Raw genomic sequence first — 19,608 nt, forward strand, 5'->3', positions numbered from 1 at the left:
AGGTCTCGAACCGGAAACCGCCAAACGTCGGCGAGTCGTACCGGATCGCATCGTTCGCAGCGCCAAAGCAGTCCGCGCCGATACCCGCAGCACCAGCCGCAAGACCCGAGCACTGGATGAAGCTGGCCCACGTGATCGCGTTCAGACCCGTATAGGTCCCCCGGCCGCCTTCCGGACGCAGGAAGAAGCTCGCGCCCTCGAAGAACACCGCATTCGACTCGATCACCGTACCGGAAATATCCGCAAGAACCGCAGCATTGTCCGATGCCGGGCTCAGCTGACCGATATTGATCGCGCCGTAATCGTCGCTCTTGATGTAGCCGTAAGAGTACAGCGTCGAGATCGAACCGAACGTGCCGGCGTTCTCGTTCACCTGGTTCGAGGCCGCGCCCGTGCCCGCAACACCAAACTGCGAACCCATCGTGTTCACCGTGATGTTGTAGCCAGCAGACCACCCCGGCGCGATCGTCGCAGAACCCGTGATCGCAAACCGGCTCCCAAGGTCGTAGCTCTTGTCGCCAACGTAGAACGAGCTCAGATCGCCGTCGTCCCACCAGTTCATCGCCTTGATGACCCAGCCCGAGATCGTCAGCGAAACCTTCTTGTTCCCCTTGCTCGCCGTCGTCGCCTCAAGCTCCGCTACGCGCTCTTCCAAATCCGCGCAGCAATTGCCCCCATAACCTTGCGCACTCACCGGGCTCGCGCTCAGAGCATAAACCCCAAGTCCAAGCGCAGCCGCAATGGCAATGCGGCTGGATGTTCTTGTCAGTCCCCCAAACATCTCCATCTCTTTCCCCTTTTTTTGGTTGTTCCGCTCGACAGGTCCGTCTCAGAAACGAGTCGCGGAAAAACTCCCAGCTGTTATACGGCCTGGGGGCGCGACGATAAATCGCGAAACGGCCCAACCCCGCCGATTTTGACTCTCTTGTGACATTTTGGTCCCGGTCTGGCCGTTCGACGCCGGGTCCGCCGTTCCCGCGCCGGGCCGCGACATCGGCCGATTAGGAAAGCCTTAACCCTAATGCGTTGAAAAACATGAGCTTCAGCCAAGGGCGCGGCAAAGGGGGGATTGCTTGATGTCCAAGACATCGTCTGGGAAATTAGCCAAAAATGAACGGGCAATTATGCCCATCATTGAGGGAAATTTGGCGCAAATCTGCGGAAATGCTGCGGACCGCGTTGCTCAAGCGCGGCAAGCGCTGCACGGCGATTCGCCCGATCCGAGCCTGGCCATGGAGCATCTTGACGACGCCATCGCCTGCCTCAAAAGCCTCTCCGGCCGGGACCGAGCGGCCGGCGCCGAGCCCCGAAACACGGTCGTGCCGTTTGCGTCCAACAGGACGCTGCACTCGGCCTAGGCGTCGTCTTCTTCGCGGACGTCTTGGCGCCAGAACGCCGGCTCGGCCTGCGAAAGCCGGCCGCCGAGGCGAATGGGTCCAATGGCGCGGGCGAGCCCCGTTCGATCGTCGACGTCGATGGCAACGCCGCAGACCGTGGCATCGCCCTTGGACGGGGCGAAACGCCGCGAGGGGATCTTGCTTAGAAACCGGCTGATCGGCTCGTCCTTGTCCATGCCGAGCACCGAGTCGAAGTCCCCGCACATGCCGGCATCGCTCAGATAGGCCGTCCCGCCGGTCAGAATTTGGTCGTCGGCGGTCGGGACATGGGTGTGGGTGCCCACGACGGCCGTCGCGCGCCCGTCGACGAAATGGCCGAGCGCTTCCTTCTCCGAGGTGGCCTCCGCGTGAAAATCGATGAAGATGGCATCGGCCCCCGTCTTCAGTGGGCACGCCGTGAGCGCCTCGTCGACGGCGCGAAACGGATCGTCCAGGTCCCCCATGAACACGCGGCCCATGGCGTTGACGACCAGGACATCGGCGCCGTTGGCCGCCTTGAAGAGCCCCGCGCCCTTGCCCGGCGTACCGGCCGGAAAGTTGAGCGGACGCAGGAGACGATCGTAGCGTTCGATGAAGACGAGCGCCTCGCGCTGGTCCCAGACATGATTGCCGGTGGTGACGACGTCGGCGCCCGCATCCAGGAGCTCGTTGAGGATAGCCTCCGAGATCCCGAACCCGCCGGCGGCGTTCTCGCCATTGACGATGACGAAGTCCGCCGCATAGCGCTCCCGCAATTTCGGCAAGGTCTCGAGCACGGCCAGGCGCCCGGCGCGGCCGACCACATCGCCTAGGAAGAGAAGTCGCATGAAGACGGGCGCTTTGGAGACGGGTTGAACATGCGGGGGTCAATACAGAATTGTGCCCCCGCCCGCCACCCCGTGCGCGGAAAAGCCGGTCCATTGGAGGCCGGGTCGTGCCGTCGCGCGAGCGTGGGCGGTGCGGCGTCGGGGCGGGGGGTGCGGTTTACCGGCGTGGCGTTTGGAAGGGCCGCGGTGGCCGTCGGAGCGCAGATCCCGGGTTTCCCTACTTAAGTAGGTGGGCGCCGAGTGACGGAGACCACGATCTCCGTCAGGGTCAACTCCCATAGGATCTTATAGGGCCCTGGAATAAATGCTCCTAACGCACCCCGCAGCCCACCGTCCCTATTATAGGGAGCCGGAAGGCTTGGGAACAGAGGTGAGGGAGACGATCTTCGCGCCGGCCTTCTCTGCTAGCGGCCGCCGCCGGCGCGTTGACCCAACCGTGCGTTGAGCCCTTCGAGCCGGGCCGCCGCTTCGCCGATCTTGGCGTAGAGCTGCGTCTCGACCGATCGCGCGTTTTGGTCGGATTCGGATTTGTCGCGGCGCGCCTCGGCCAACTGCGCGCGCAGATTGTCGACGTCGGCCCGCAAGGCCCAGAGCTCGTCGGTCACGAACAGCGAGGCCATGAGAATCAGGCGATCGTCGCCGACTTGGCCGAATTTCCGCCGCATCTCGTCCACATGTGCACCGACATACTCGGCCAGTTCAGCCAGATGCGCTTCCTCGCCCTCGTTGCATTCCAGCCGGTATGTCCGGCCATTCAGCGTGACAACGACTTGACCCATGTAGTGCTCTCAGCCTCCTGCCGGCCCCGTAAGGACTTAGTCCTGCATCGCCGGGGCCATGTCTTTCAAGGCACCCATGACCGCCTCGAGCCGGTCCGACACTTCCGCGTTCGCAGACTTGAGACGCCGGACCCGGGCGCGCTCGGCCTCGAGATCGGCCAGGAGCTGGTCGCGTTCCTCGGTCAGATATTTGACCTGGTTCTGCAGCGCGGAGAGTTCTTTTGGATCGGCCTTTGCGCCGTCCTCGGCGAAGACGCGGCCCAGATGCCCCTCGAGCGCGTGCAGAGCGGCGTCGAAGCGCGCAAGGGAGTCCGTCGGGTCCAAATTCATCATGGTTTGCGCCATCGCGTTCGCCTTCCCCGCCAAGCGTGCTCGATTCCCGCCAAGCAGCCGCCTCAAGAGCCATGTTCCACATATGGATCAGTCGGCTGGCGAGACATGTGGTGACGCCATGTTCAAACGGAAACGGCGCGCCGACAAGCCTCTTCTCACGACACCCTGTGCAAAGTTTGACAGCCCCGCGACGCCTATGATTTGAGACAAACCCTTCGCGACCCTCAGCCTCCTCAACCTCCGCCCCCAGGCCCCCACACCGACGATGTCCAAATTCAAGCCCCGATGCCGCCTGTATTTGCAGGTTGCGGCCCCCTTCACCGCCAAGCTGGAATCGCAGCTTTCCCAGGCGCTGTCGGACGTTTCGCCCGCTTGCGTGCTGATCTGCGGCGCGGCCGAAGACCTCACGCCGGCAGCCCTCGACGGCCCGATCGACCGCATACAAGCGGCGGGCGCGGCCTGCCTGATCGAAAATGAGATTGAGACGGCCGCCGATCTTGGCGCGGACGGGGTCCACATTGCTGCCGATCAAATTCTCTACGCTGAGGCGCGAAAGGTCCTTGGCGAGAGCGCCAATATTGGCGTCGGTTGCGGACTTGTGCGGCACGACGCCATGGCGTTCGCCGAATCGGGTGCGGATTATGTTGCCTTCGGCGGACCCGAAGGCAGCGACTTCGAGGCCCTGTCGGACACGATCGCCTGGTGGTCGGAGATTTTCGTGGTCCCCAGCGTCGCCTGGGATATCGCGGACATCGCCGCCGCCGAGCACCTGACGGAACTGGGCGCCGATTTTATCGCGCCACCTCGCACGATCTGGGACAGCGACGCCGCGCTCGACCGGTTGCGGGACATGGATCGCGCGATCGGCAGCATTCGGAGGCACGCATGAGACATTTCCGCGCCGGACTGGCCGTTTCGGCATTGCTCGTTCTGGCGACCGTTCCGGTACTGACCCCCCTGGGGCCCGGGAGCGTCGCCCATGCCGCGGAAAGCAAAGCCTATGCGGCGTTCGCCGCCGGCAAATATCTGACGGCGCTCGATCTGGCGCAGAAAGAGGCCGAAGAGGGTTCCAAGGAAGCCTACACGCTGATCGGCGAGATCCACGCCGAGGGCCTCGGCGTCCCTCAGGACTTCGCCAAGGCCGCGAACGCCTATGCCAAGGGCGCCGATCTCGGCGATACCAACGCGCAGCTCTCGCTCGGGCTCCTGACCGCCAAAGGGCTCGGCATCCGGAAGGATGCCCGCATGGCCGCCAACCTCTTCGAACAAGCCGCCAACGCCGGCAACCCCGCCGCCCAGTACAATCTGGCGCTGATGTATCTGCAAGGGCGCGGCCGGGACGCCAACGAGGCCAAGGCCGCCGAGTGGATGACCAAGGCGGCCGAGAGCGGCAACACCCAGGCGCAATACGATCTTGGCGCGTTCTACCAATTCGGCCGCGGGGTTCCGCTCGACGAGAAGAAGGCTGCGGAGTGGACAGGCAAGGCGGCCGAGGCCGGCCTGTCCGCCGCGCAGGTCGAATACGCCACCATGCTGTTCAAGGGCCGGGGTGTCGAGAAGGACGAGGAGAAAGGCGCGAAGCTCTTCTACCTTGCAGCGGAGAACGGCAATCCCGTCGCCCAGAACCGTGTCGCGCGTCTCCACGCCAATGGCGTCGTGTTCGAGCTCGATCTCGTCCAGGCGGCCAAATGGCACCTGCTCGCGCGCGAGGCCGGGGTGAGCGACTTTTCGCTCGACATGCTCCTGGCCAAGCTGACACCGGAACAGCGGGTCGCCGCGGAACGGCTGGTCGATGCCTATGAGGGCGGCCGGATCACCGAGGACGAGGAGGCCGCCGCGGTGCCCAGCCTCTCGGACGGCCAGCCTGCCGCCTCTCAAGCCGCGCCCGCCCTTGACAGCGGCCAGCCCCCAAGTCTTAAACCCCCAGCAGATCAAGCAACCTCAAGCCAGAGCCGCGCGGCCCCGGGCGGCACGAACGGCACGACCCAGCCCAAAACGCAGCCCTAGACGCACCCGAGCGGGACTCAAAAAGGCACATCATGAAGATCAACGGCAACGAGATCAGGCCCGGCAACGTCATCAACCACAAGAACGGCCTTTGGGTCGCGGTGAAGACGCAGGCCGTGAAACCCGGCAAGGGGCCGGCCTATGCCCAAGTCGAACTGAAGAACCTCATCGACGGCTCAAAGCTCAACGAACGGTTCCGCGCCTCCGAAACGGTGGAGCGCGTGCGCCTGGAGCAGAAGGATCACCAGTTCCTCTTTGCCGAAGGCGACATGCTGACCTTCATGGACCTTGAGTCCTACGACCAGATCCAGATCCCGCAGGACCTCCTGGAGGACCGCGCCGCGTTTCTGCAGGACGGCATGACGGTGACCGTGGAAAGCCACGAAGGGCGCCCCATCGGCGTTGCCCTGCCCGATCAGGTCACGCTTGAAATCGTCGAGGCCGATCCCGTGGTGAAGGGGCAAACGGCCGCTTCGTCCTACAAGCCGGCCATGCTCGAAAACGGCGTCCGCGTGATGGTGCCGCCCTTCATCGAGGCGGGCGAAAAGATCGTGGTCGATACGAACGAAATCACCTACGTCCGCCGCGCCGAGTCGTAAGTCGAAGTAGCGCCGCCGGCCAGGCCGCAAGCCGCCGGCACGATCGCAAGTTGTTCTCGTCCAAGACCTGGACGCCGTTGAAGGCCGAAGAAGTCCATGCCCGCATCCGCGTTGATGAACGTCATGTTCGGCGCCGCCCGCAAAGCCGGCCGCAGCCTCGCCCGCGATTTCGGCGAGGTGGAGCAATTGCAGGTCTCGCTCAAAGGTCCGGCCAACTTCGTCAGCGCGGCCGATACGCGCGCCGAGGAGATCATCTTTGCCGAACTCTCCCGGGCCCGCCCCGGCTACGGCTTCCTGATGGAGGAACGCGGCGAGGTCAACGGCGCGGACGCCACCCATCGCTGGATCGTCGACCCGCTGGACGGCACGACCAATTTCCTCCACGGCATCCCGATCTTCGCCATTTCCATCGCGCTGGAACGCGAGGGCGAACTCGTCGCCGGGCTGATCTACAACCCGGTCACCAACGAGACCTACACGGCCGAGAAGGGCAAGGGCGCCTTTCTCAACGACCGCCGCATCAGGGTCGCGGCCCGGTCCGAATTGGCGGCCGCGGTCCTGGGCACGGGCATTCCCCATACGGGGCGCCCCGGGCACGACGCCTTCTTGCGGGAACTGCGGACGGCCATGACCGCGAGCGCCGGCGTGCGCCGCACGGGCTCGGCCGCCATCGACCTGGCCTGGGTCGCGGCCGGCCGATTCGACGGGTTTTGGGAGAACGCGTTGCGGGCCTGGGACATGGCCGCCGGCATCGTCCTCATCAAAGAGGCGGGCGGCTACGTGACCGACATGAGCGGCAAGGACAAGATCTTCGAGACCGGCGGCATCGTCGCGGGCAACGAGACGATCCACCTGAAACTCCTGAAGCTCTTGAAGGCCGCCGCCGCTGCGGCGCCCGCGGAGACGCCCGCCAAAGCGGGATAGCGGGCACGCGAAATGAGCTCCTGAAGCCGATTTGGCAGGCCATGCGGGCGGAACTCCGCCCTGAGGTTGCCGTTTTGCCTGTCAAACTATTCGGGTAATCTCGCTTGAGCCCAAATCGCGCGCGAGTCGCGCGAGCACCCCGAGCACTGGACGCATGGCACGCAAGACGTTTCGGACAAAACTCTCGCGCCCCCAGATCTTTCTGTGGCGCATGTCGCTCTTCCTCGTACTGGCCGTCCTGCTCGCGATCATCCTCGATGGTCAGACCGGGCAGTTGCGGCGCAGCTTCATGGCCAATCCGGGCCTCAACGGCCTGATCATCGGCGTGCTCATCGTCGGCTGCGTCTACGCCTTCCGCCAGGTCCTGCGGCTCTTTCGCGAGATCAACTGGGTCAACAATTTCTCCATCACGGATGCGAGCCCGACCAAGACCGACCCGCCCGTGCTGCTGTTGCCCATGGCGACCATGCTGCGCGACCAGACCGGACATTTGTCGCTGGAGCACGGATCGGCCCGCACCCTGCTCGATTCGGTCGCCTCGCGCCTTGACGAGCAGCGCGAGACCACGCGCTATCTGGTGGGCCTTCTCGTCTTTCTCGGCCTGCTCGGGACCTTCTGGGGTCTCTTGACCACGGTCAGTTCGGTGGGCAACACGATCGGCGCGCTCGACACCAGCGGCGCCGAAAGCGTGATGCTGTTCGATCAGTTGAAGGAGGGCCTCGCCGGTCCGCTTTCCGGCATGGGCATCGCCTTTTCGTCCTCGCTGTTCGGCCTCGCCGGCTCGCTCATTCTCGGCTTCCTCGACCTGCAGGCGGGCCATGCCCAGAGCCGCTTCTACAACGAGCTGGAAGACTGGCTCGCCAATGTCACCGAGCTGCAGACCGCCGACCCCGGCGACAGCGTGCCGCCGCAACTGCGCTATGCGCTCATGGACATGCAGCGCTCCATCTCCGATCTCGGCGAGCGCGTGGGCCAGGGCGCGGGCACGGAGGCGGCCGTGCACGACCTCTCCCAAGGCGTCGACAAGCTGATCCGCCAGATGCGCGCCGAGCAGAAGGTCGTGCGGGAATGGGCCGACGAACAGGCGCAGCAGCAGCACGAGATCGCCGCCGTGCTGCGCCAGGTGGCCAGCAAGCCCAAGGCGCCCGCTGGCAAATGACCTCGGTGCGCGCGACAGAGATGAGGGACGCTTAGATGGCTCTCGCCCGCGGCCGCCGCGCCCAATACACGGCCAATCTCTGGCCGGGCTTCGTGGACATGCTCTCCACGCTGTTGCTCGTGGTGATCTTCCTCATGTCGCTGTTCATGGTGACGAACTACATCATCACCCAGGCCGCGAGCGGCAAGGACACGATGCTGTCGCGCCTGAACCGGCAGCTCGCGGAGCTGACCGAGCTCCTGGCACTCGAGCGCTCCAAGAAGGAGTCGGCCGAGGACAATCTCGCGGCCCTGCAAGCGACGCTCCTCAACACCGAGGCCCAGAACAGGAAACTGACCGGGCTCCTCGGGGATGCGAGCGGCGCCTCGGACGACGCGGAAGGGCGTATCGCCGCGCTTGGCACCCAGCTCGACGAACAACGCAACATCACCAACGACGCGCTCGCCAAGGTCGAACTGCTCAACCAGCAGCTCGCCGCCTTGCGGCTTCAGCTCGCCGCGCTGAACGAGGCGCTGGAGGCGTCGGAGGCCAAGGACAAAGACAGCCAGGAGAAGATCGCGGACCTCGGGCAGCGTCTCAACGTGGCGCTCGCCATCAAGGCGCGGGAGTTGGCGCGGTACCGGTCGAACTTCTTCGGCGAGCTGCGCAAGACGCTGGGGCAGCGTCAGGATTTCAAGATCGTCGGCGACCGCTTCGTGTTCCCCTCCGACGTGCTGTTCGACCCGGGCTCGGCCACGTTGAAGCCCGGCGCCGGGCCCCAGCTCGACAAGCTGGCCACGGCCTTGAAGGAGATCGAGGGGAATATTCCCGCCAACATTCCCTGGGTCATGCGCGTGGACGGCCACACGGACATCACGCCGATTTCCTCGTCCACCTTCCCATCGAACTGGGAACTGTCGGCGGCGCGCGCCATCTCGGTGGTGCGCTATCTCATGGCGCGCGGCATTGCGCCCGAGCATCTCGTGGCGGCGGGCTTCGGCGAATTCCAGCCGATCGATTCGGGACAGAGCCCGCAAGCGCTGGCCCGCAACCGCCGCATCGAATTGAAACTCACAGAGCGCTAGCTGCCATTCCGCAAATCAACTATCGCAGAAGTGTTCCGGTTCAGAAGTATGGAAGACACCGAAAACGACGAGCCACTGAAAACTGAGCTCGAGGAATCTACATTCCGAGAGTTCTCAAATCGGTTCGTGCTCCCCCGCGATGATCTATGGGCTGAATTCGACGGAGCGTTGGAGCGAGCGCCGGCAGACTATCGCGGAGCGGCTATCGTGTTCAAAGGCAACATCGATTCCGCCCTCACTGTCGTGACAATTCCCTTCACCATGACCTACTCGGAATTCGTCCAATCACGATTTCAAGCACTTCACATGGCTGAGAAGATCAGGGCGCTCAAACCGTTTGAGAAGCCGACCGCTGATGATGATCGCGAAGCCTACTCCACTGCATCCCAAAGGATAGATCAGGAGCTCAAAACACCTAAATTTATCAGTCACCTGACGGATATGGTGGTTCAGAGGCTTGTCGACCGTTCCGAGGGTGGCGACCTAAAGACTGCGTCTCACGAGCTTCTCTTGGAAACAATCGTCATGGTCTGGGGAGCCTTAGAAACTCTGATATCGGGAACCCTACGGGTTGTCTTGAATAAGGACCCTGTGATCGCCGCGAGGCTTCTCGAGGATGACCGCACAAAAAAGCACTTCCCATCCAAGGGAATTTCCATCGACAGCCTGCTGAGTCACGACTTTAATGTGGCAGAATCGATGGGTGACCTACTTCTTCGAGACCGGCATTTCGATTCACTGCCGGTGATCCGCGACATGCTGGATGTCGTCCTGCCTGACAAAGGGCTGCGAGACGCTTTAGGAAGCGATGAGCTTTGGCTCTTTTGGCAGCGACGTCACTTAATTGTTCATCGCCGTGGCCACATTGATGAAGCATATTTGTCCAAGACAAGCGACAAAGCGGCAGTAGGCAGCAGACTGTCACTTTCGAGCCGGTACGTCGACTCAAGCCTAGAGCTTGCGGTAGCGACTGCCGCCAAGCTTCTTAAAGCGCTCTCCGACAAATACGGCACGTCGAAACGCTGACTTGACCAGCGCTACTCGGCCGCGTCGGGTGCGAACTGGAGCGAGGCGAGCCGGGCATAGAGCCCGCTCTTGGCCACGAGTTGCTGATGCGTGCCCTCTTCCACGAGGCGCCCCTGATCGAAGACGAGGATCCGGTCCGCGTTGACCACGGTCGAGAGCCGGTGGGCGATGACAAGCGTCGTGCGCCCCTCCATCACCGTGTCGAGGGCCTTCTGCACCATGGTCTCGTTGGCGGTGTCGAGCGCGCTTGTCGCCTCGTCCAGCAGGAGGATCGGCGCATCGCGCAGCACCGCCGCGGCAATGGCGATGCGCTGGCGCTGGCCTGCGGACAGCGTAACGCCGCCCTCGCCCAGCATCGTGTCATAGCCCTCCGGCAGCGCGGCGATGAAGTCGTGCGCGAACGCGGCCTTTGCCGCCGCTTCCACTTGCGCGCGCGAAACGCCCTCCGCCCCGTAGGCGATATTGGCCGCGACGCTGTCGGCGAACAGCGCGGTCTCCTGCGGCACGATGGCGAACCGGGACCGCAACTCGTGGAGGTCGGCCATGTTCACCGGCACGTCGTCCACGCGCACCGTGCCCGCGCTCGGATCGTAGAAGCGCAAGAGCAGCGCGAAGATCGTGGTCTTGCCCGCGCCCGACGGGCCGACCAGCGCCACCCGCTCGCCCGGCTTCACGGTGAAGCTCACGCCGTCCAGTGCGTCCGCGTCGGGCCGCAACGGATAGGCGAAGCGCACATTCGAAAACGCGATCTCGCCGCGCGCGGGTTGCGGCATTGGCGTCGGATGGGGCGGCGAGGCGATTTTCGGACTGCGCCTCCAGCAACTCGCCAAGCCGTTCGGCGCGCCCGCGGCTTGCGCGACCTCGCCCCAGACATCGCTGAGCCCGCCCACCGCCGCCGCGGCAAAGACCGCGTAGAGCACGAACTGTCCGAGCGTGCCCCCAGTCATCGAGCCGGACAGCACGTCCTGGGCGCCGTACCACAACACCCCGACGACGGATGCGAAGACTAAGAACATGGCGATCGCCGTGAGCCCTGCCCGCGCCTTGGCACGGTCGTTGGCCGCCTCCGAGGCCCGCTCCATGGCCCTCCGGAAGCGGCCGGTGGCGGCGCCTTCATTGGTGTAGGCCTGAAGCACCTTCACCTGCGCCAGACTTTCGCTGGCATAGGCCGACGCCTCCGCCAGCGTATCCTGGGCGTAGCGCGAACGGGCGCGCACCGAACGGCCGTAGGCCACGAGCGGCAGCACGATGAGCGGAATGACGATGAGGACCGCCAGCGAGAGCTTGGGGCTGGTCACGATCATCATCACGACGGAGCCGGCAAGGAGCAGCACGTTCCGGATGGCCTGGGAGATGGCCGTGCCGGCGGCGGCCTTCACCTGGGTCGTGTCCGCAGTCAGCCGCGACATCACCTCGCCCGAATGGGAGACCTCGTAGAAGGCAGGGCTGAGCCCCGTGAGATGGGCAAAGACATCCGTGCGGATATCGGCCACGATGCGCTCGCCGAGCCAGTTCACGCAGTAGAAGCGCGCGGCGCTGGCAAGGGCCAGAAGCGCGCCGACACCCACGAGGGTGCCGAAATAGACGTCCACCAGTTCCGGCTCGATGCCGGAAAAGCCGAGATCGATCATCCGGCGCAAGGCAAGCGGCAGCGCGAGCATCGCACCCGCCGCCACCACCAGGGCGATCAGCGCCGCGGCGAGCATGCCCTTGTGACGCAGGAGATACGGCCTAATCCGCGCGAGAGGCTTCAGCGAAACGCGCCGGGACTTGCCCGTCTCTTCGGGATGCGGTTCGGCGGATCGCGCAGGGGCGCTGGCAGGCTCGAGGGGGATAGGTTGCAAAAGAAAGCCCAGTCTATTCTAAGTTTTGTCGAGGTTTGCGCCGGTACCGGCGGAGCGAGAAACGGGCCGACTTTAAGGGTCTTGGCGCCGCGCGCAAAGCCCCTGATGCACCCCATCATTGGGAATAGGCCCAGCGTTAAGACGCCGAAGGCCGCCCGGCCGGACGAAGACCGGCGCCCGGATCGCCCGGGGGATGGAAGCGGCGCACCTAGTTCCCGTCCGCGGGCGCGAACTCCACCTCCTGGTCGGCATTGTCGATCAGATCGATGGTCGCGGATCGCGCGCCTTTCGGCAGGCGGATCTCTGTCTTGGACCCGAGCCGGAGCCGCAGCACGCCGTCCGTCAGAACGCCCGAGCGCGCCCAAGGCTCGAAATAGCTCTTGAGGATGTCGATCTCCTCGGCGGTCTGCGTGACCGTCGCGCCGTCGTCCAACGTGAAGGTGATGCTGCGCACGTACGCGCCGTTGGTGGACGCGCCCGCGTTCACGTATAGGATCGCCGCGTCCGCTTGCGGGGCCGGTTCGGCCACGATCCGGTAGGCCTCCACGGCCGTGCGCCGCTCCAAATGGGCGATCCCGAAATAGTAATCGTAGAACCCGACCGTGAAGATCACCGACGCGGCGGTCAGCACGATAGCCACGGGCTTGGTGAACCAGGTTTCGAGCGGATCGATGCCGAAGACATTGTCGAGCGCGTAGAGGCCGGGCCCGTAAAGCATGACGCTGACCGAGATCGCGAAGCCGAGCGCGGCCATGGTCCACTCGTCGAGGCACTCATAGCCCTGCCAGCCGAAGATGAGCATGAGCGCCACGTTCAAAAGCGCGGCGCCGATCGCCGACGGGCGCGTGAGAAAACCGAAGATCAGCCCGAGCCCGGCAAGCGCCTCGCCGATGGTCATGGCATAGGTGGCGAACTCGGCAAGCCCTGGCCGCGCCAGCACGAAATGGACCAGCCCCTCGATCGGCGAGCCGGGCGCTGCTTCCACGAGCTTGTTCGCGACGTCCTTCGGGCTGTCGATGTCGAGCTTGGCCGGCGCGTTGACGAAGCGCCGCCAGGCCGCGGAGACGAACACGAACCCCATCGAAATCGCCGAAGCCCGCAAGGCGAGTTGCCTCACATCCGCGAAACGGTTCTCCGTCGAGTCCATGCTGTGTCCCTCTGGTTCCAAATTGCGCCCCGGCGCTCCTCCTAGAGGCCCGTCTTGCCGAATTCCAGTCACGATGGCGCGATCCTCCAAGATGCCGCAGATGCTTGCTCTGGCACCGGTTCCGCGCTATAGCCTGCCGCCAATTCCGCTAGAATAATGACGATGCGACGCGGAGCCGCCCTGAAAATCCGGGCTGGCCCGAGCAAACAAGGTTTTGAGCCATGAAGAAGGACATTCACCCCGAGTACCACCAGATCAAGGTGGTCATGACGGACGGCACGGAGTTTTTCACCTACTCGACCTACGGCGCCGAGGGTGACACGCTGAAGCTGGATATCGATCCGAAGACCCACCCGGCCTGGACCGGCGGCGGGCAGCACCTGATCGACCGTGGCGGCCGCCTCTCGCGCTTCAAGAAGAAGTACGAAGGCTTCATCAAATAGGTTGAGACGAACGCGTCTCGCGACGAAAGCCGGCCCCTCGAGGCCGGCTTTTTGTTTGAAGAGCCCGGTTTGTTTGGACGGCCCGGATCCTCGGAGCGCGCGCCGCAGGGCCTGCGCCGCCCCTCAACGGTCAGGACGACACGGGTGTGGGCGTGTCTTGCGACAGGGCCGCCTCGGCAAGTGCAATCTGCGTTTTGACCCGCAGAAAGCTGTCGGGCGTCACGGAGATCGAGTCGATGCCGTGTTCGACGAGAAACCGCGCGAACTCCGGATGGTCGCTCGGGGCTTGGCCGCAGATCCCGGTATGGCTGCCCGTCTTCTTGGCCGACTCCAGGAGCCGGGCGATCATGCCGGTGACCGCCGGGTGGCGCTCATTGAACAGGCTGCTCAACCGTCCGCTGTCCCGGTCGATGCCGAGCACGAGCTGGGTGAGGTCGTTGGAGCCGATGGAAAAACCGTCGAAGCGCTCGGCGAATGCCTCGGCCACAACGACATTGGAGGGGATCTCCGCCATCACGTAGACCTGGAGCCCGGCCCGCCCGCGCTTGAGCCCATGCTTCTCCATCTCCGCGATGACGCGATCGGCCTCTTCGGGCGTCCGGCAGAACGGGATCATCATGACGATGTTGGCGAGGCCGATCTCCTCGCGCGCGCGGGCAATGGCACGGCACTCGAGCCCGAAGCCGTCCCGATAGTCGGGATGGTAGTAGCGGCTCGCCCCGCGCCAGCCGATCATGGGGTTCTCCTCATGCGGCTCGAACGCGCTGCCGCCAAGGAGCTCCGCATATTCGTTGGTCTTGAAGTCGCTCATGCGGACGATGACCGGGTTGGGATACTGGGCCGCGGCGATACGGGCGATGCCCCGCGAGAGCTTGTCGACGAAGTAATCCGCCTTGGTCTCGTAGCCGGCCGTCAGGCGCTCGATCTCCCCGCGCGCCGCCTGGTCGGTGACGTCGTCGAAGCGGATCAAGGCCATGGGATGAACCTTGATGTGGTTAGAGATGATGAACTCCATGCGCGCGAGGCCGACGCCGTCGGCCGGCAAGCGCCACCAGCGAAACGCGGCGGACGGGTTCGCGACATTGAGCATCGCCTTGGTGCGCGTTGCCGGAATCTTACCGATGTCGATCTCGGTCACGTCGAAGTCGGCGATACCGTCATAGACGTGACCCTCGTCGCCCTCCGCGCAGGACACGGTGATGTCCTGGCCGTCGCGCAATATCTCGGTCGCGCCGCTTGCGCGACGATCGCGGGAAGGCCGAGCTCGCGGCTGACGATGGCGGCGTGGCTGGTTCGCCCGCCATGATCCGTCACGATTGCCGAAGCCCGTTTCATGATGGGGACCCAGTCGGGATCCGTGATCTTCGTCACCAGGACCGCGCCGGGTTCGAAGCGTTCGATATCGTCGGCGCTGTCGAGGTGGCAGACCTTGCCCGTGCCGATGGCATCGCCGACGGCCAGCCCCGAAACGAGGCACTTCCCCTTCTGTCTCAGCGTGTAGGTCTTGAGCTGTCCGGCCTCGCGCCGGGACTGCACGGTCTCGGGACGGGCTTGCACGATATAGAGCCCGCCGGTCTCCCCGTCCTTGGCCCACTCCATGTCCATGGGCAGCCCGTAGTGCCGTTCGATCACCACGGCCCAGCGGGCGAGCGTCAGCGCCTCTTCGTCCGTGAGCACGAAGCTGCGGCGCTCGTCTTCGCTGGTCTCGGTGAGGACGGTCGCACCACCGGTGCCGTAGATCATCTTGCGGCGCTTGGCGCCGAGCGACTTCTCGATGATCGGCACGAGCGCAGGGTCGTCGAGCAGGGGCTTGAAGACCTGGAGCTCGTCCGGGGCGACCATGCCCTGCACCACGGTCTCGCCGAGGCCCCAGGCCCCGGTGATGAGAACCGACCGGGGAAAGCCCGTCTCGGTATCGATGGAGAACATCACGCCGGACGACGCGAGATCGGAGCGCACCATGGTCTGCACCCCGACGGAGAGCGCCACCTTCATGTGATCGAAGCCGTGGTTTTCGCGATAGGCGATGGCCCGGTCGGTGAAGAGGGACGCGAAACACTTCTTGCACGCCTCGAGCAGCGCGGCCTCGCCCTGGACATTGAGATAGGTCTCCAGCTGACCGGCGAAGCTTGCCTCGGGCAGGTCTTCGGCGGTGGCGCTGGAGCGGACCGCGACCGAGCTGGCGCCGTCCGCGCCCATGTCGCGGTAGGCCCGGCGGATCGCATCCTCGAGATCCGGCGGGAACGGGACCTCGAGGATGAGCGCGCGAATAGAGCCGCCTATGTGCGCAAGATTGCCGAGATCGTCGTCGAGCGTGCCGATGGCTTGCGCGATACGGTGCTGCAAGTCGTTGGACTCGATGAAATGCCAATAGGCGGCGGCCGTCGTCGCGAAACCGCCGGGCACGTTGATGCCGGCCTCCTGCAGCGTGCCGATCATCTCGCCAAGGGAGGCATTCTTGCCGCCGACACGGGCGACGTCGCTGCGGCGCAGGGCGGAGAGCGGAAGGACGAGGTCTTGCGGATCGCTCATGTTGCCGGCTCTCGGTCAGGCATTCTCGCGCTCATCATCGTGATCCGTCGCCCCCGCGAGCAAGTTTACCTTCCGGAAGGTGCTCGCGCGCCTTGATTCCCGTCAAGCCTTCATCCCCGTGAAGGCCGCGCGGGAAAGAAAGGGCCACACTCTTACGGGTCGAGCTTGACCCAGAGTCCTTCGAGCGAAATGCGGCGGTTGAGCGCGCTGGGGTCGGTCAGCACCAGCGCCCCGCGCGTCTTCTCGACGAGTGCGTCCTTCTCCAGCTTGCGCAGAGCCCTGGAAACCACCTCGCGCCGCGAGCCGATGCGCTCGGCAAGATCCTGCTGGGTGGGCGGGGGCGAGATGCTGCGCTGACCGTCATGGCCGGCGCGCGGGCGCGACAGACGCAAGAGCTCGGCGTAAAGCCGCTCCACAGCCGTCAGGTAGGCATGTTCGGAAAGCAGATGGTTGAGCGCGCGGATGCGCCCCACGAGCAGGTTGAGCACCGCGCGGCACACCTCCGGTTCGCACGCAAGCACGTCCAGGAAGGCTTGCGCCCGCATGGAGCCGATCAGGGACGTCTGCAACGTGGTGACACTGGCGGAGCGCGGAATCCCGTCGATGGCCGCCATTTCCCCGAAGATGGAGCCAGGGCCCAGTTCGCCGAGAATGACCTGCTTCCCGTCGTCGGCCCGGTGGATGACACGGACGGAGCCGGTGACGACGAACAGCACGTCGTTGGACGCATCGTCCATGTCGATGACCAGTTCGTTCGCTGGATAGGTCCGCCAGGTGAGCATCGGGGCGAAGCGCTTGGCGCTTTCCGCGCCGAGTGAGGCGAAGAGCTCTATGTCGCCGATCTCGCCCATGTTTCCGAATGATACCAGGGGCTGGGTTCCGGTCCACTCCGGAATCTGGACAAGACAAATCTAGACAAGACAAAGGCCCGGAGGTTGGAAACCCCGGACCTTTGCTGGTGTGCCGGCGTCCGCGCCTGGGGGGGGGGGGGGGGGCCTGGGGGGCAGGCGCGCGCCGGGCGAAATCCTTTAGCGGCCGCTCAGCCGAGGTCGAGGCCCGAGACGTCGAGGAAACCGCCGGTCGATTTCGGGCCGGCCTCTGCGCTCGTTGGGACACCGCAACCGTCGCGCAAACTAGCGCTGCGAAGAGCGTACCGAGGATCAGGTGGCGATTGATGAAGCTCATGGGTCTTCTCCCGTGTTCCGTGACCTTAAGATAGGGACTGACGGGACGAAGCGATGTGCATTCCGTCACAACACGGCACAACGGGCCGAAATCGGCGTGTTTTGAGCGCCAGCCCATCGGACCACTGCCTGTGTTCTCGCCGGCTGCGGCCGTTGCTTCGGCCAGAGACGGTCGGATTGGCGTTCCAGCCCTAGTCGATCTCTTGCCCGAACGCGGCCTGGAGACGGGAGAAATGCGCCCCGACCGGATGGTGGGCCTCTTCGGGCTCCGGTTGCTTGAAATCCATCAACTGGTCGAGACGGGCCACGTGCTCCTGCAGCTTGATGCTGTCCTCGATGAGCGCCTGCAGGCGCGGCGGCAGGACTTCCAGATCGCGCACGGGGCGGGAATCCTCCACCGGCAGCTTGATTTTCCGCTGCTCTTCGACCGCCTGCTCCGGCGTGAGCTCCCCTTCCGTCACGGCCCGGCGAATCAGCAGCCAGGACGCAAGCTGCATCAGCCGTGTGGTGAGCCGCATGCTCTCCGTGGCGTAAGCCAACGAGTGCGGCGGCTTGAGCTGACGGGCCTCTTTGCGCCCGTCGCCGTCGAGATAGGCGGCTGCGGCTTCCACCAGCGCCATGCCCTCCCGAAAGACTGTCTTGAATTGGTCGGAACGCGCGAATTTCGCGCCAAATGAGACGGTTACGCCGCCTCCATAGGTGTTGTTTTCGGTCTTACCCGCCATTGCCCCCGGTACTCCATCGCCCCTTGTTGCGGGCCATACTAAGCCATGGGTCAGTGCTGTCGTTACCTTCCGGTAAGAAAGGTTAAAACGCAAGCTGCGGCGAATGGAGGGCAAAAAAAAAGAGCCGCCAAGACGGCGGCTCAGGAAGTTAACAGGGAGGCGTCAAACAGAGTGGAACAGGCCACTCAGATCCAGAGGACTGGATAACGATGACTTTACGGGAGAGTCCCTAACAACCGGTTAAGGCTAAGGCCCGATTTACCTAAAGAAACTCTCAGCGCTGCAATTCAGCGCTTGAAGGCGGCCTCCGCGGCGCTGCGCGAGGATTCCTTCGCCGCGAGGATCGCCTCGATGCGGCCGATCTCGCCTTGCAGCGTATCGATCAACGCCTTCAGTTCGGCCTCCGACAGCGTGGACAGGTCCTGCCCGATCTCGTGGCCTTTCGGCTTTTTCGGTGTGAGGTCGTCGAGGTCCATGGTCGAAATCTCCGTTCGCGCGCCGGTCGTTCCCGTCGCTCGGCGGCTCTCATCCTAGCATCGCGCGGCGCTCTTCTCTAAGAGTGAAGAAGCGAACCATGACGAGGACGAGCATGCTGCCAGAGACAATGACCGTGATTGAAGTCCGCGAGCCGGGGGGGCCGGAGATGCTGACCCCGGGAACCCGGCCCTTGCCGGAGCCTGCGGAAGACGAAGTCCTCATCGCCGTTGCCGCCGCAGGCATCAACCGGCCGGACGTGTTGCAGCGTCAGGGCCTGTACCCGCCCCCCAAGGGTGCCTCCGATCTCTTGGGGCTCGAAGTCTCAGGCCCTGTCGTCGAGGTCGGCGAGAACGTGACGCGTTTCAAGCCGGGCGATTTCGTCTGCGCGCTCGTGAATGGCGGCGGCTATGCGGAATACGCGGTGGCGCCGGAGGCCACCACCCTGCTCGCACCCTATGGCTTGAGCCCCGTGGATTCGGCGGCGCTGCCCGAGACGATCTTCACGGTTTGGCACAACGTGTTCGAACGCGGCGCGCTGAAGGAAGGCGACTGGCTATTGGTCCATGGCGGGGCGAGCGGCATCGGCACCACGGCCATTCAGCTCGGGACCGCCTTCGGCGCGAAGGTGATCGTCACGGTGGGCGACGACGCGAAGGCGAAAGCCTGCGAGGACCTCGGCGCGGTGAAGGCCATCAACTACCGCGAAGAAGACTTCCTCGAGGTCGTCAAAGAAGTCACGAACAAGCACGGGGCCGACGTCATCCTCGACATGGTCGGCGGCGACTATGTCGAGAAGAACATCCGCGCCGCGGCCCTCGAAGGCCATATCGTGCAGATCGCATTCCTGAAGGGCTCCAAGGTCGAAGTCGACCTCATGCGGCTGATGATGCGCCGCCTCACCCTCACCGGTTCGACGCTCCGTGCACAGACGGATGCGGCCAAGGCGAAGATGGCGACGGTCATCGAGGAGAAGGTCTGGCCCTTGATCGAGGAGGGCAAATACAAACCCGTGATTGACTCGGTGTACCATCTCACGGAGGCGGCCGACGCCCACCGGCGCATCGACGACCCGGCGCATGTGGGCAAGATCGTTCTGACGACGTTGTAGGGCGAGGCAGGACGGACGCGGGACAACACCGGCCCTCGCCGACCCGCTGCCGGG

The 19,608-nt window shown here is 64.6% G+C and carries 20 protein-coding genes, 1 other RNA gene and 1 pseudogene; 10 read left to right on the forward strand and 12 right to left on the reverse strand.

What is annotated here, in order from left to right:
- Positions 1 to 694, reverse strand: a pseudogene (locus AUC68_RS07480) (porin); the annotation flags it as partial.
- Positions 695 to 1,076: 382 nt separating this feature from the next.
- Between AUC68_RS07480 and AUC68_RS07485 the strand changes: the two are divergent.
- Positions 1,077 to 1,358 carry a hypothetical protein gene (locus AUC68_RS07485; RefSeq protein WP_141701149.1) on the forward strand — a complete coding sequence of 94 codons (282 nt, stop codon included), beginning with the start codon at positions 1,077 to 1,079 and terminating at the stop codon, positions 1,356 to 1,358.
- On the opposite strand, the gene AUC68_RS07490 is transcribed toward AUC68_RS07485, so the two are convergent.
- From AUC68_RS07490 to AUC68_RS07505, 4 genes are all read right to left on the reverse strand, one after another.
- Positions 1,355 to 2,203: a TIGR00282 family metallophosphoesterase gene (locus AUC68_RS07490; protein WP_069437083.1), complete on the reverse strand. Its 849-nt coding sequence runs from the start codon at positions 2,201 to 2,203 to the stop codon at positions 1,355 to 1,357. The genes AUC68_RS07485 and AUC68_RS07490 overlap by 4 nt on opposite strands.
- A gap of 174 nt (positions 2,204 to 2,377) precedes the next feature.
- Positions 2,378 to 2,535, reverse strand: a non-coding RNA gene (gene ssrS, locus AUC68_RS07495) — 6S RNA.
- Between the two features lie 72 nt (positions 2,536 to 2,607).
- Positions 2,608 to 2,982, reverse strand: a complete 375-nt coding sequence (locus AUC68_RS07500; protein WP_069437084.1) for a cell division protein ZapA — start codon at positions 2,980 to 2,982, stop codon at positions 2,608 to 2,610.
- A 36-nt stretch (positions 2,983 to 3,018) separates the two neighbouring features.
- Positions 3,019 to 3,327: a DUF4164 family protein gene (locus AUC68_RS07505; protein ID WP_141701150.1), complete on the reverse strand. Its 309-nt coding sequence runs from the start codon at positions 3,325 to 3,327 to the stop codon at positions 3,019 to 3,021.
- A gap of 253 nt (positions 3,328 to 3,580) precedes the next feature.
- Here AUC68_RS07505 and AUC68_RS07510 point away from each other — a divergent pair, with 253 nt between their 5' ends.
- The 7 genes from AUC68_RS07510 to AUC68_RS07540 all read left to right on the forward strand — a co-directional run bounded on the left by AUC68_RS07510 (position 3,581) and on the right by AUC68_RS07540 (position 10,094).
- Complete coding sequence (locus AUC68_RS07510; RefSeq protein WP_083240529.1) at positions 3,581 to 4,204, forward strand: thiamine phosphate synthase; 624 nt, start codon at positions 3,581 to 3,583, stop codon at positions 4,202 to 4,204.
- Positions 4,201 to 5,322 carry a tetratricopeptide repeat protein gene (locus AUC68_RS07515; protein WP_069437087.1) on the forward strand — a complete coding sequence of 374 codons (1,122 nt, stop codon included), beginning with the start codon at positions 4,201 to 4,203 and terminating at the stop codon, positions 5,320 to 5,322. The genes AUC68_RS07510 and AUC68_RS07515 overlap by 4 nt, the downstream gene beginning before the upstream one ends.
- A 32-nt stretch (positions 5,323 to 5,354) precedes the next feature.
- Positions 5,355 to 5,921 (forward strand): elongation factor P, encoded by a 567-nt coding sequence (gene efp / locus AUC68_RS07520; protein WP_069437088.1) that lies wholly within the window; start codon positions 5,355 to 5,357, stop codon positions 5,919 to 5,921.
- Between the two features lie 96 nt (positions 5,922 to 6,017).
- The gene (locus AUC68_RS07525) at positions 6,018 to 6,845 is read left to right on the forward strand and encodes an inositol monophosphatase family protein (RefSeq protein ID WP_069437089.1); all 828 of its coding nucleotides are present in this window, start codon (positions 6,018 to 6,020) and stop codon (positions 6,843 to 6,845) included.
- A gap of 154 nt (positions 6,846 to 6,999) precedes the next feature.
- The gene (locus AUC68_RS07530) at positions 7,000 to 8,004 is read left to right on the forward strand and encodes a flagellar motor protein MotA (RefSeq protein WP_069437090.1); all 1,005 of its coding nucleotides are present in this window, start codon (positions 7,000 to 7,002) and stop codon (positions 8,002 to 8,004) included.
- A 35-nt stretch (positions 8,005 to 8,039) separates the two neighbouring features.
- Complete coding sequence (locus tag AUC68_RS07535) at positions 8,040 to 9,068, forward strand: peptidoglycan -binding protein (RefSeq protein WP_069437091.1); 1,029 nt, start codon at positions 8,040 to 8,042, stop codon at positions 9,066 to 9,068.
- 48 nt (positions 9,069 to 9,116) lie between these two features.
- A complete protein-coding gene (locus AUC68_RS07540) occupies positions 9,117 to 10,094 on the forward strand; it encodes a hypothetical protein (protein WP_069437092.1) in 978 nt (325 codons plus the stop codon).
- A gap of 11 nt (positions 10,095 to 10,105) precedes the next feature.
- Here the strand turns inward: AUC68_RS07540 and AUC68_RS07545 are convergent, their stop codons facing one another.
- Positions 10,106 to 11,938, reverse strand: coding sequence for an ABC transporter transmembrane domain-containing protein (locus AUC68_RS07545; protein WP_244500436.1), 1,833 nt, complete (start codon positions 11,936 to 11,938; stop codon positions 10,106 to 10,108).
- A 208-nt stretch (positions 11,939 to 12,146) separates the two neighbouring features.
- Positions 12,147 to 13,085: a TQO small subunit DoxD gene (locus AUC68_RS07550; protein WP_069437093.1), complete on the reverse strand. Its 939-nt coding sequence runs from the start codon at positions 13,083 to 13,085 to the stop codon at positions 12,147 to 12,149.
- Positions 13,086 to 13,306: 221 nt separating this feature from the next.
- Here AUC68_RS07550 and rpmE point away from each other — a divergent pair, with 221 nt between their 5' ends.
- On the forward strand, positions 13,307 to 13,528 hold the full coding sequence (gene rpmE, locus AUC68_RS07555) for a 50S ribosomal protein L31 (RefSeq protein ID WP_069437094.1): 222 nt from the start codon (positions 13,307 to 13,309) through the stop codon (positions 13,526 to 13,528).
- Between the two features lie 130 nt (positions 13,529 to 13,658).
- Here the strand turns inward: rpmE and AUC68_RS18670 are convergent, their stop codons facing one another.
- The 5 genes from AUC68_RS18670 to AUC68_RS07575 form a co-directional block, all read right to left on the reverse strand.
- Entirely contained in the window at positions 13,659 to 14,723 is a 1,065-nt protein-coding gene (locus AUC68_RS18670) for a putative PEP-binding protein (RefSeq protein WP_244500437.1), read from the reverse strand.
- The gene (locus AUC68_RS18675) at positions 14,663 to 16,060 is read right to left on the reverse strand and encodes a PEP/pyruvate-binding domain-containing protein (protein WP_244500438.1); all 1,398 of its coding nucleotides are present in this window, start codon (positions 16,058 to 16,060) and stop codon (positions 14,663 to 14,665) included. Before AUC68_RS18675 ends, AUC68_RS18670 begins: the two co-directional genes overlap by 61 nt.
- 152 nt (positions 16,061 to 16,212) lie before the next feature.
- Positions 16,213 to 16,911 (reverse strand): Crp/Fnr family transcriptional regulator, encoded by a 699-nt coding sequence (locus AUC68_RS07565; protein WP_069437095.1) that lies wholly within the window; start codon positions 16,909 to 16,911, stop codon positions 16,213 to 16,215.
- A 524-nt stretch (positions 16,912 to 17,435) separates the two neighbouring features.
- Entirely contained in the window at positions 17,436 to 17,969 is a 534-nt protein-coding gene (gene rcdA, locus AUC68_RS07570; protein ID WP_069437096.1) for a protease adaptor protein RcdA, read from the reverse strand.
- 287 nt (positions 17,970 to 18,256) lie between these two features.
- On the reverse strand, positions 18,257 to 18,445 hold the full coding sequence (locus tag AUC68_RS07575; RefSeq protein ID WP_069437097.1) for a DUF1192 domain-containing protein: 189 nt from the start codon (positions 18,443 to 18,445) through the stop codon (positions 18,257 to 18,259).
- Between the two features lie 98 nt (positions 18,446 to 18,543).
- On the opposite strand from AUC68_RS07575, the gene AUC68_RS07580 reads away from it, so the two are divergent.
- Complete coding sequence (locus tag AUC68_RS07580; protein ID WP_069437098.1) at positions 18,544 to 19,554, forward strand: NAD(P)H-quinone oxidoreductase; 1,011 nt, start codon at positions 18,544 to 18,546, stop codon at positions 19,552 to 19,554.
- The last annotated feature ends 54 nt before the right edge of the window (positions 19,555 to 19,608 follow it).

Origin of the sequence: Methyloceanibacter methanicus, assembly GCF_001723285.1 — a bacterium.
Lineage (GTDB): Bacteria > Pseudomonadota > Alphaproteobacteria > Rhizobiales > Methyloligellaceae > Methyloceanibacter > Methyloceanibacter methanicus.

Coding starts and splice junctions, on each gene's coding strand:
- rpmE (WP_069437094.1), top strand. CDS start 13,307: ATGAAGAAGGACATTCACCCCGAGTACCACCAGATCAAGGTGGTCATG.
- AUC68_RS07500 (WP_069437084.1), bottom strand. CDS start 2,982: ATGGGTCAAGTCGTTGTCACGCTGAATGGCCGGACATACCGGCTGGAA.
- AUC68_RS07535 (WP_069437091.1), top strand. CDS start 8,040: ATGGCTCTCGCCCGCGGCCGCCGCGCCCAATACACGGCCAATCTCTGG.
- AUC68_RS07575 (WP_069437097.1), bottom strand. CDS start 18,445: ATGGACCTCGACGACCTCACACCGAAAAAGCCGAAAGGCCACGAGATC.
- AUC68_RS07530 (WP_069437090.1), top strand. CDS start 7,000: ATGGCACGCAAGACGTTTCGGACAAAACTCTCGCGCCCCCAGATCTTT.
- AUC68_RS18675 (WP_244500438.1), bottom strand. CDS start 16,060: ATGAGCGATCCGCAAGACCTCGTCCTTCCGCTCTCCGCCCTGCGCCGC.
- AUC68_RS07510 (WP_083240529.1), top strand. CDS start 3,581: ATGTCCAAATTCAAGCCCCGATGCCGCCTGTATTTGCAGGTTGCGGCC.
- AUC68_RS07490 (WP_069437083.1), bottom strand. CDS start 2,203: ATGCGACTTCTCTTCCTAGGCGATGTGGTCGGCCGCGCCGGGCGCCTG.
- AUC68_RS07540 (WP_069437092.1), top strand. CDS start 9,117: ATGGAAGACACCGAAAACGACGAGCCACTGAAAACTGAGCTCGAGGAA.
- AUC68_RS07550 (WP_069437093.1), bottom strand. CDS start 13,085: ATGGACTCGACGGAGAACCGTTTCGCGGATGTGAGGCAACTCGCCTTG.
- rcdA (WP_069437096.1), bottom strand. CDS start 17,969: ATGGCGGGTAAGACCGAAAACAACACCTATGGAGGCGGCGTAACCGTC.
- AUC68_RS07485 (WP_141701149.1), top strand. CDS start 1,077: ATGTCCAAGACATCGTCTGGGAAATTAGCCAAAAATGAACGGGCAATT.
- AUC68_RS07505 (WP_141701150.1), bottom strand. CDS start 3,327: ATGGCGCAAACCATGATGAATTTGGACCCGACGGACTCCCTTGCGCGC.
- AUC68_RS07580 (WP_069437098.1), top strand. CDS start 18,544: ATGACGAGGACGAGCATGCTGCCAGAGACAATGACCGTGATTGAAGTC.
- AUC68_RS07515 (WP_069437087.1), top strand. CDS start 4,201: ATGAGACATTTCCGCGCCGGACTGGCCGTTTCGGCATTGCTCGTTCTG.
- efp (WP_069437088.1), top strand. CDS start 5,355: ATGAAGATCAACGGCAACGAGATCAGGCCCGGCAACGTCATCAACCAC.
- AUC68_RS07565 (WP_069437095.1), bottom strand. CDS start 16,911: ATGGGCGAGATCGGCGACATAGAGCTCTTCGCCTCACTCGGCGCGGAA.
- AUC68_RS07525 (WP_069437089.1), top strand. CDS start 6,018: ATGCCCGCATCCGCGTTGATGAACGTCATGTTCGGCGCCGCCCGCAAA.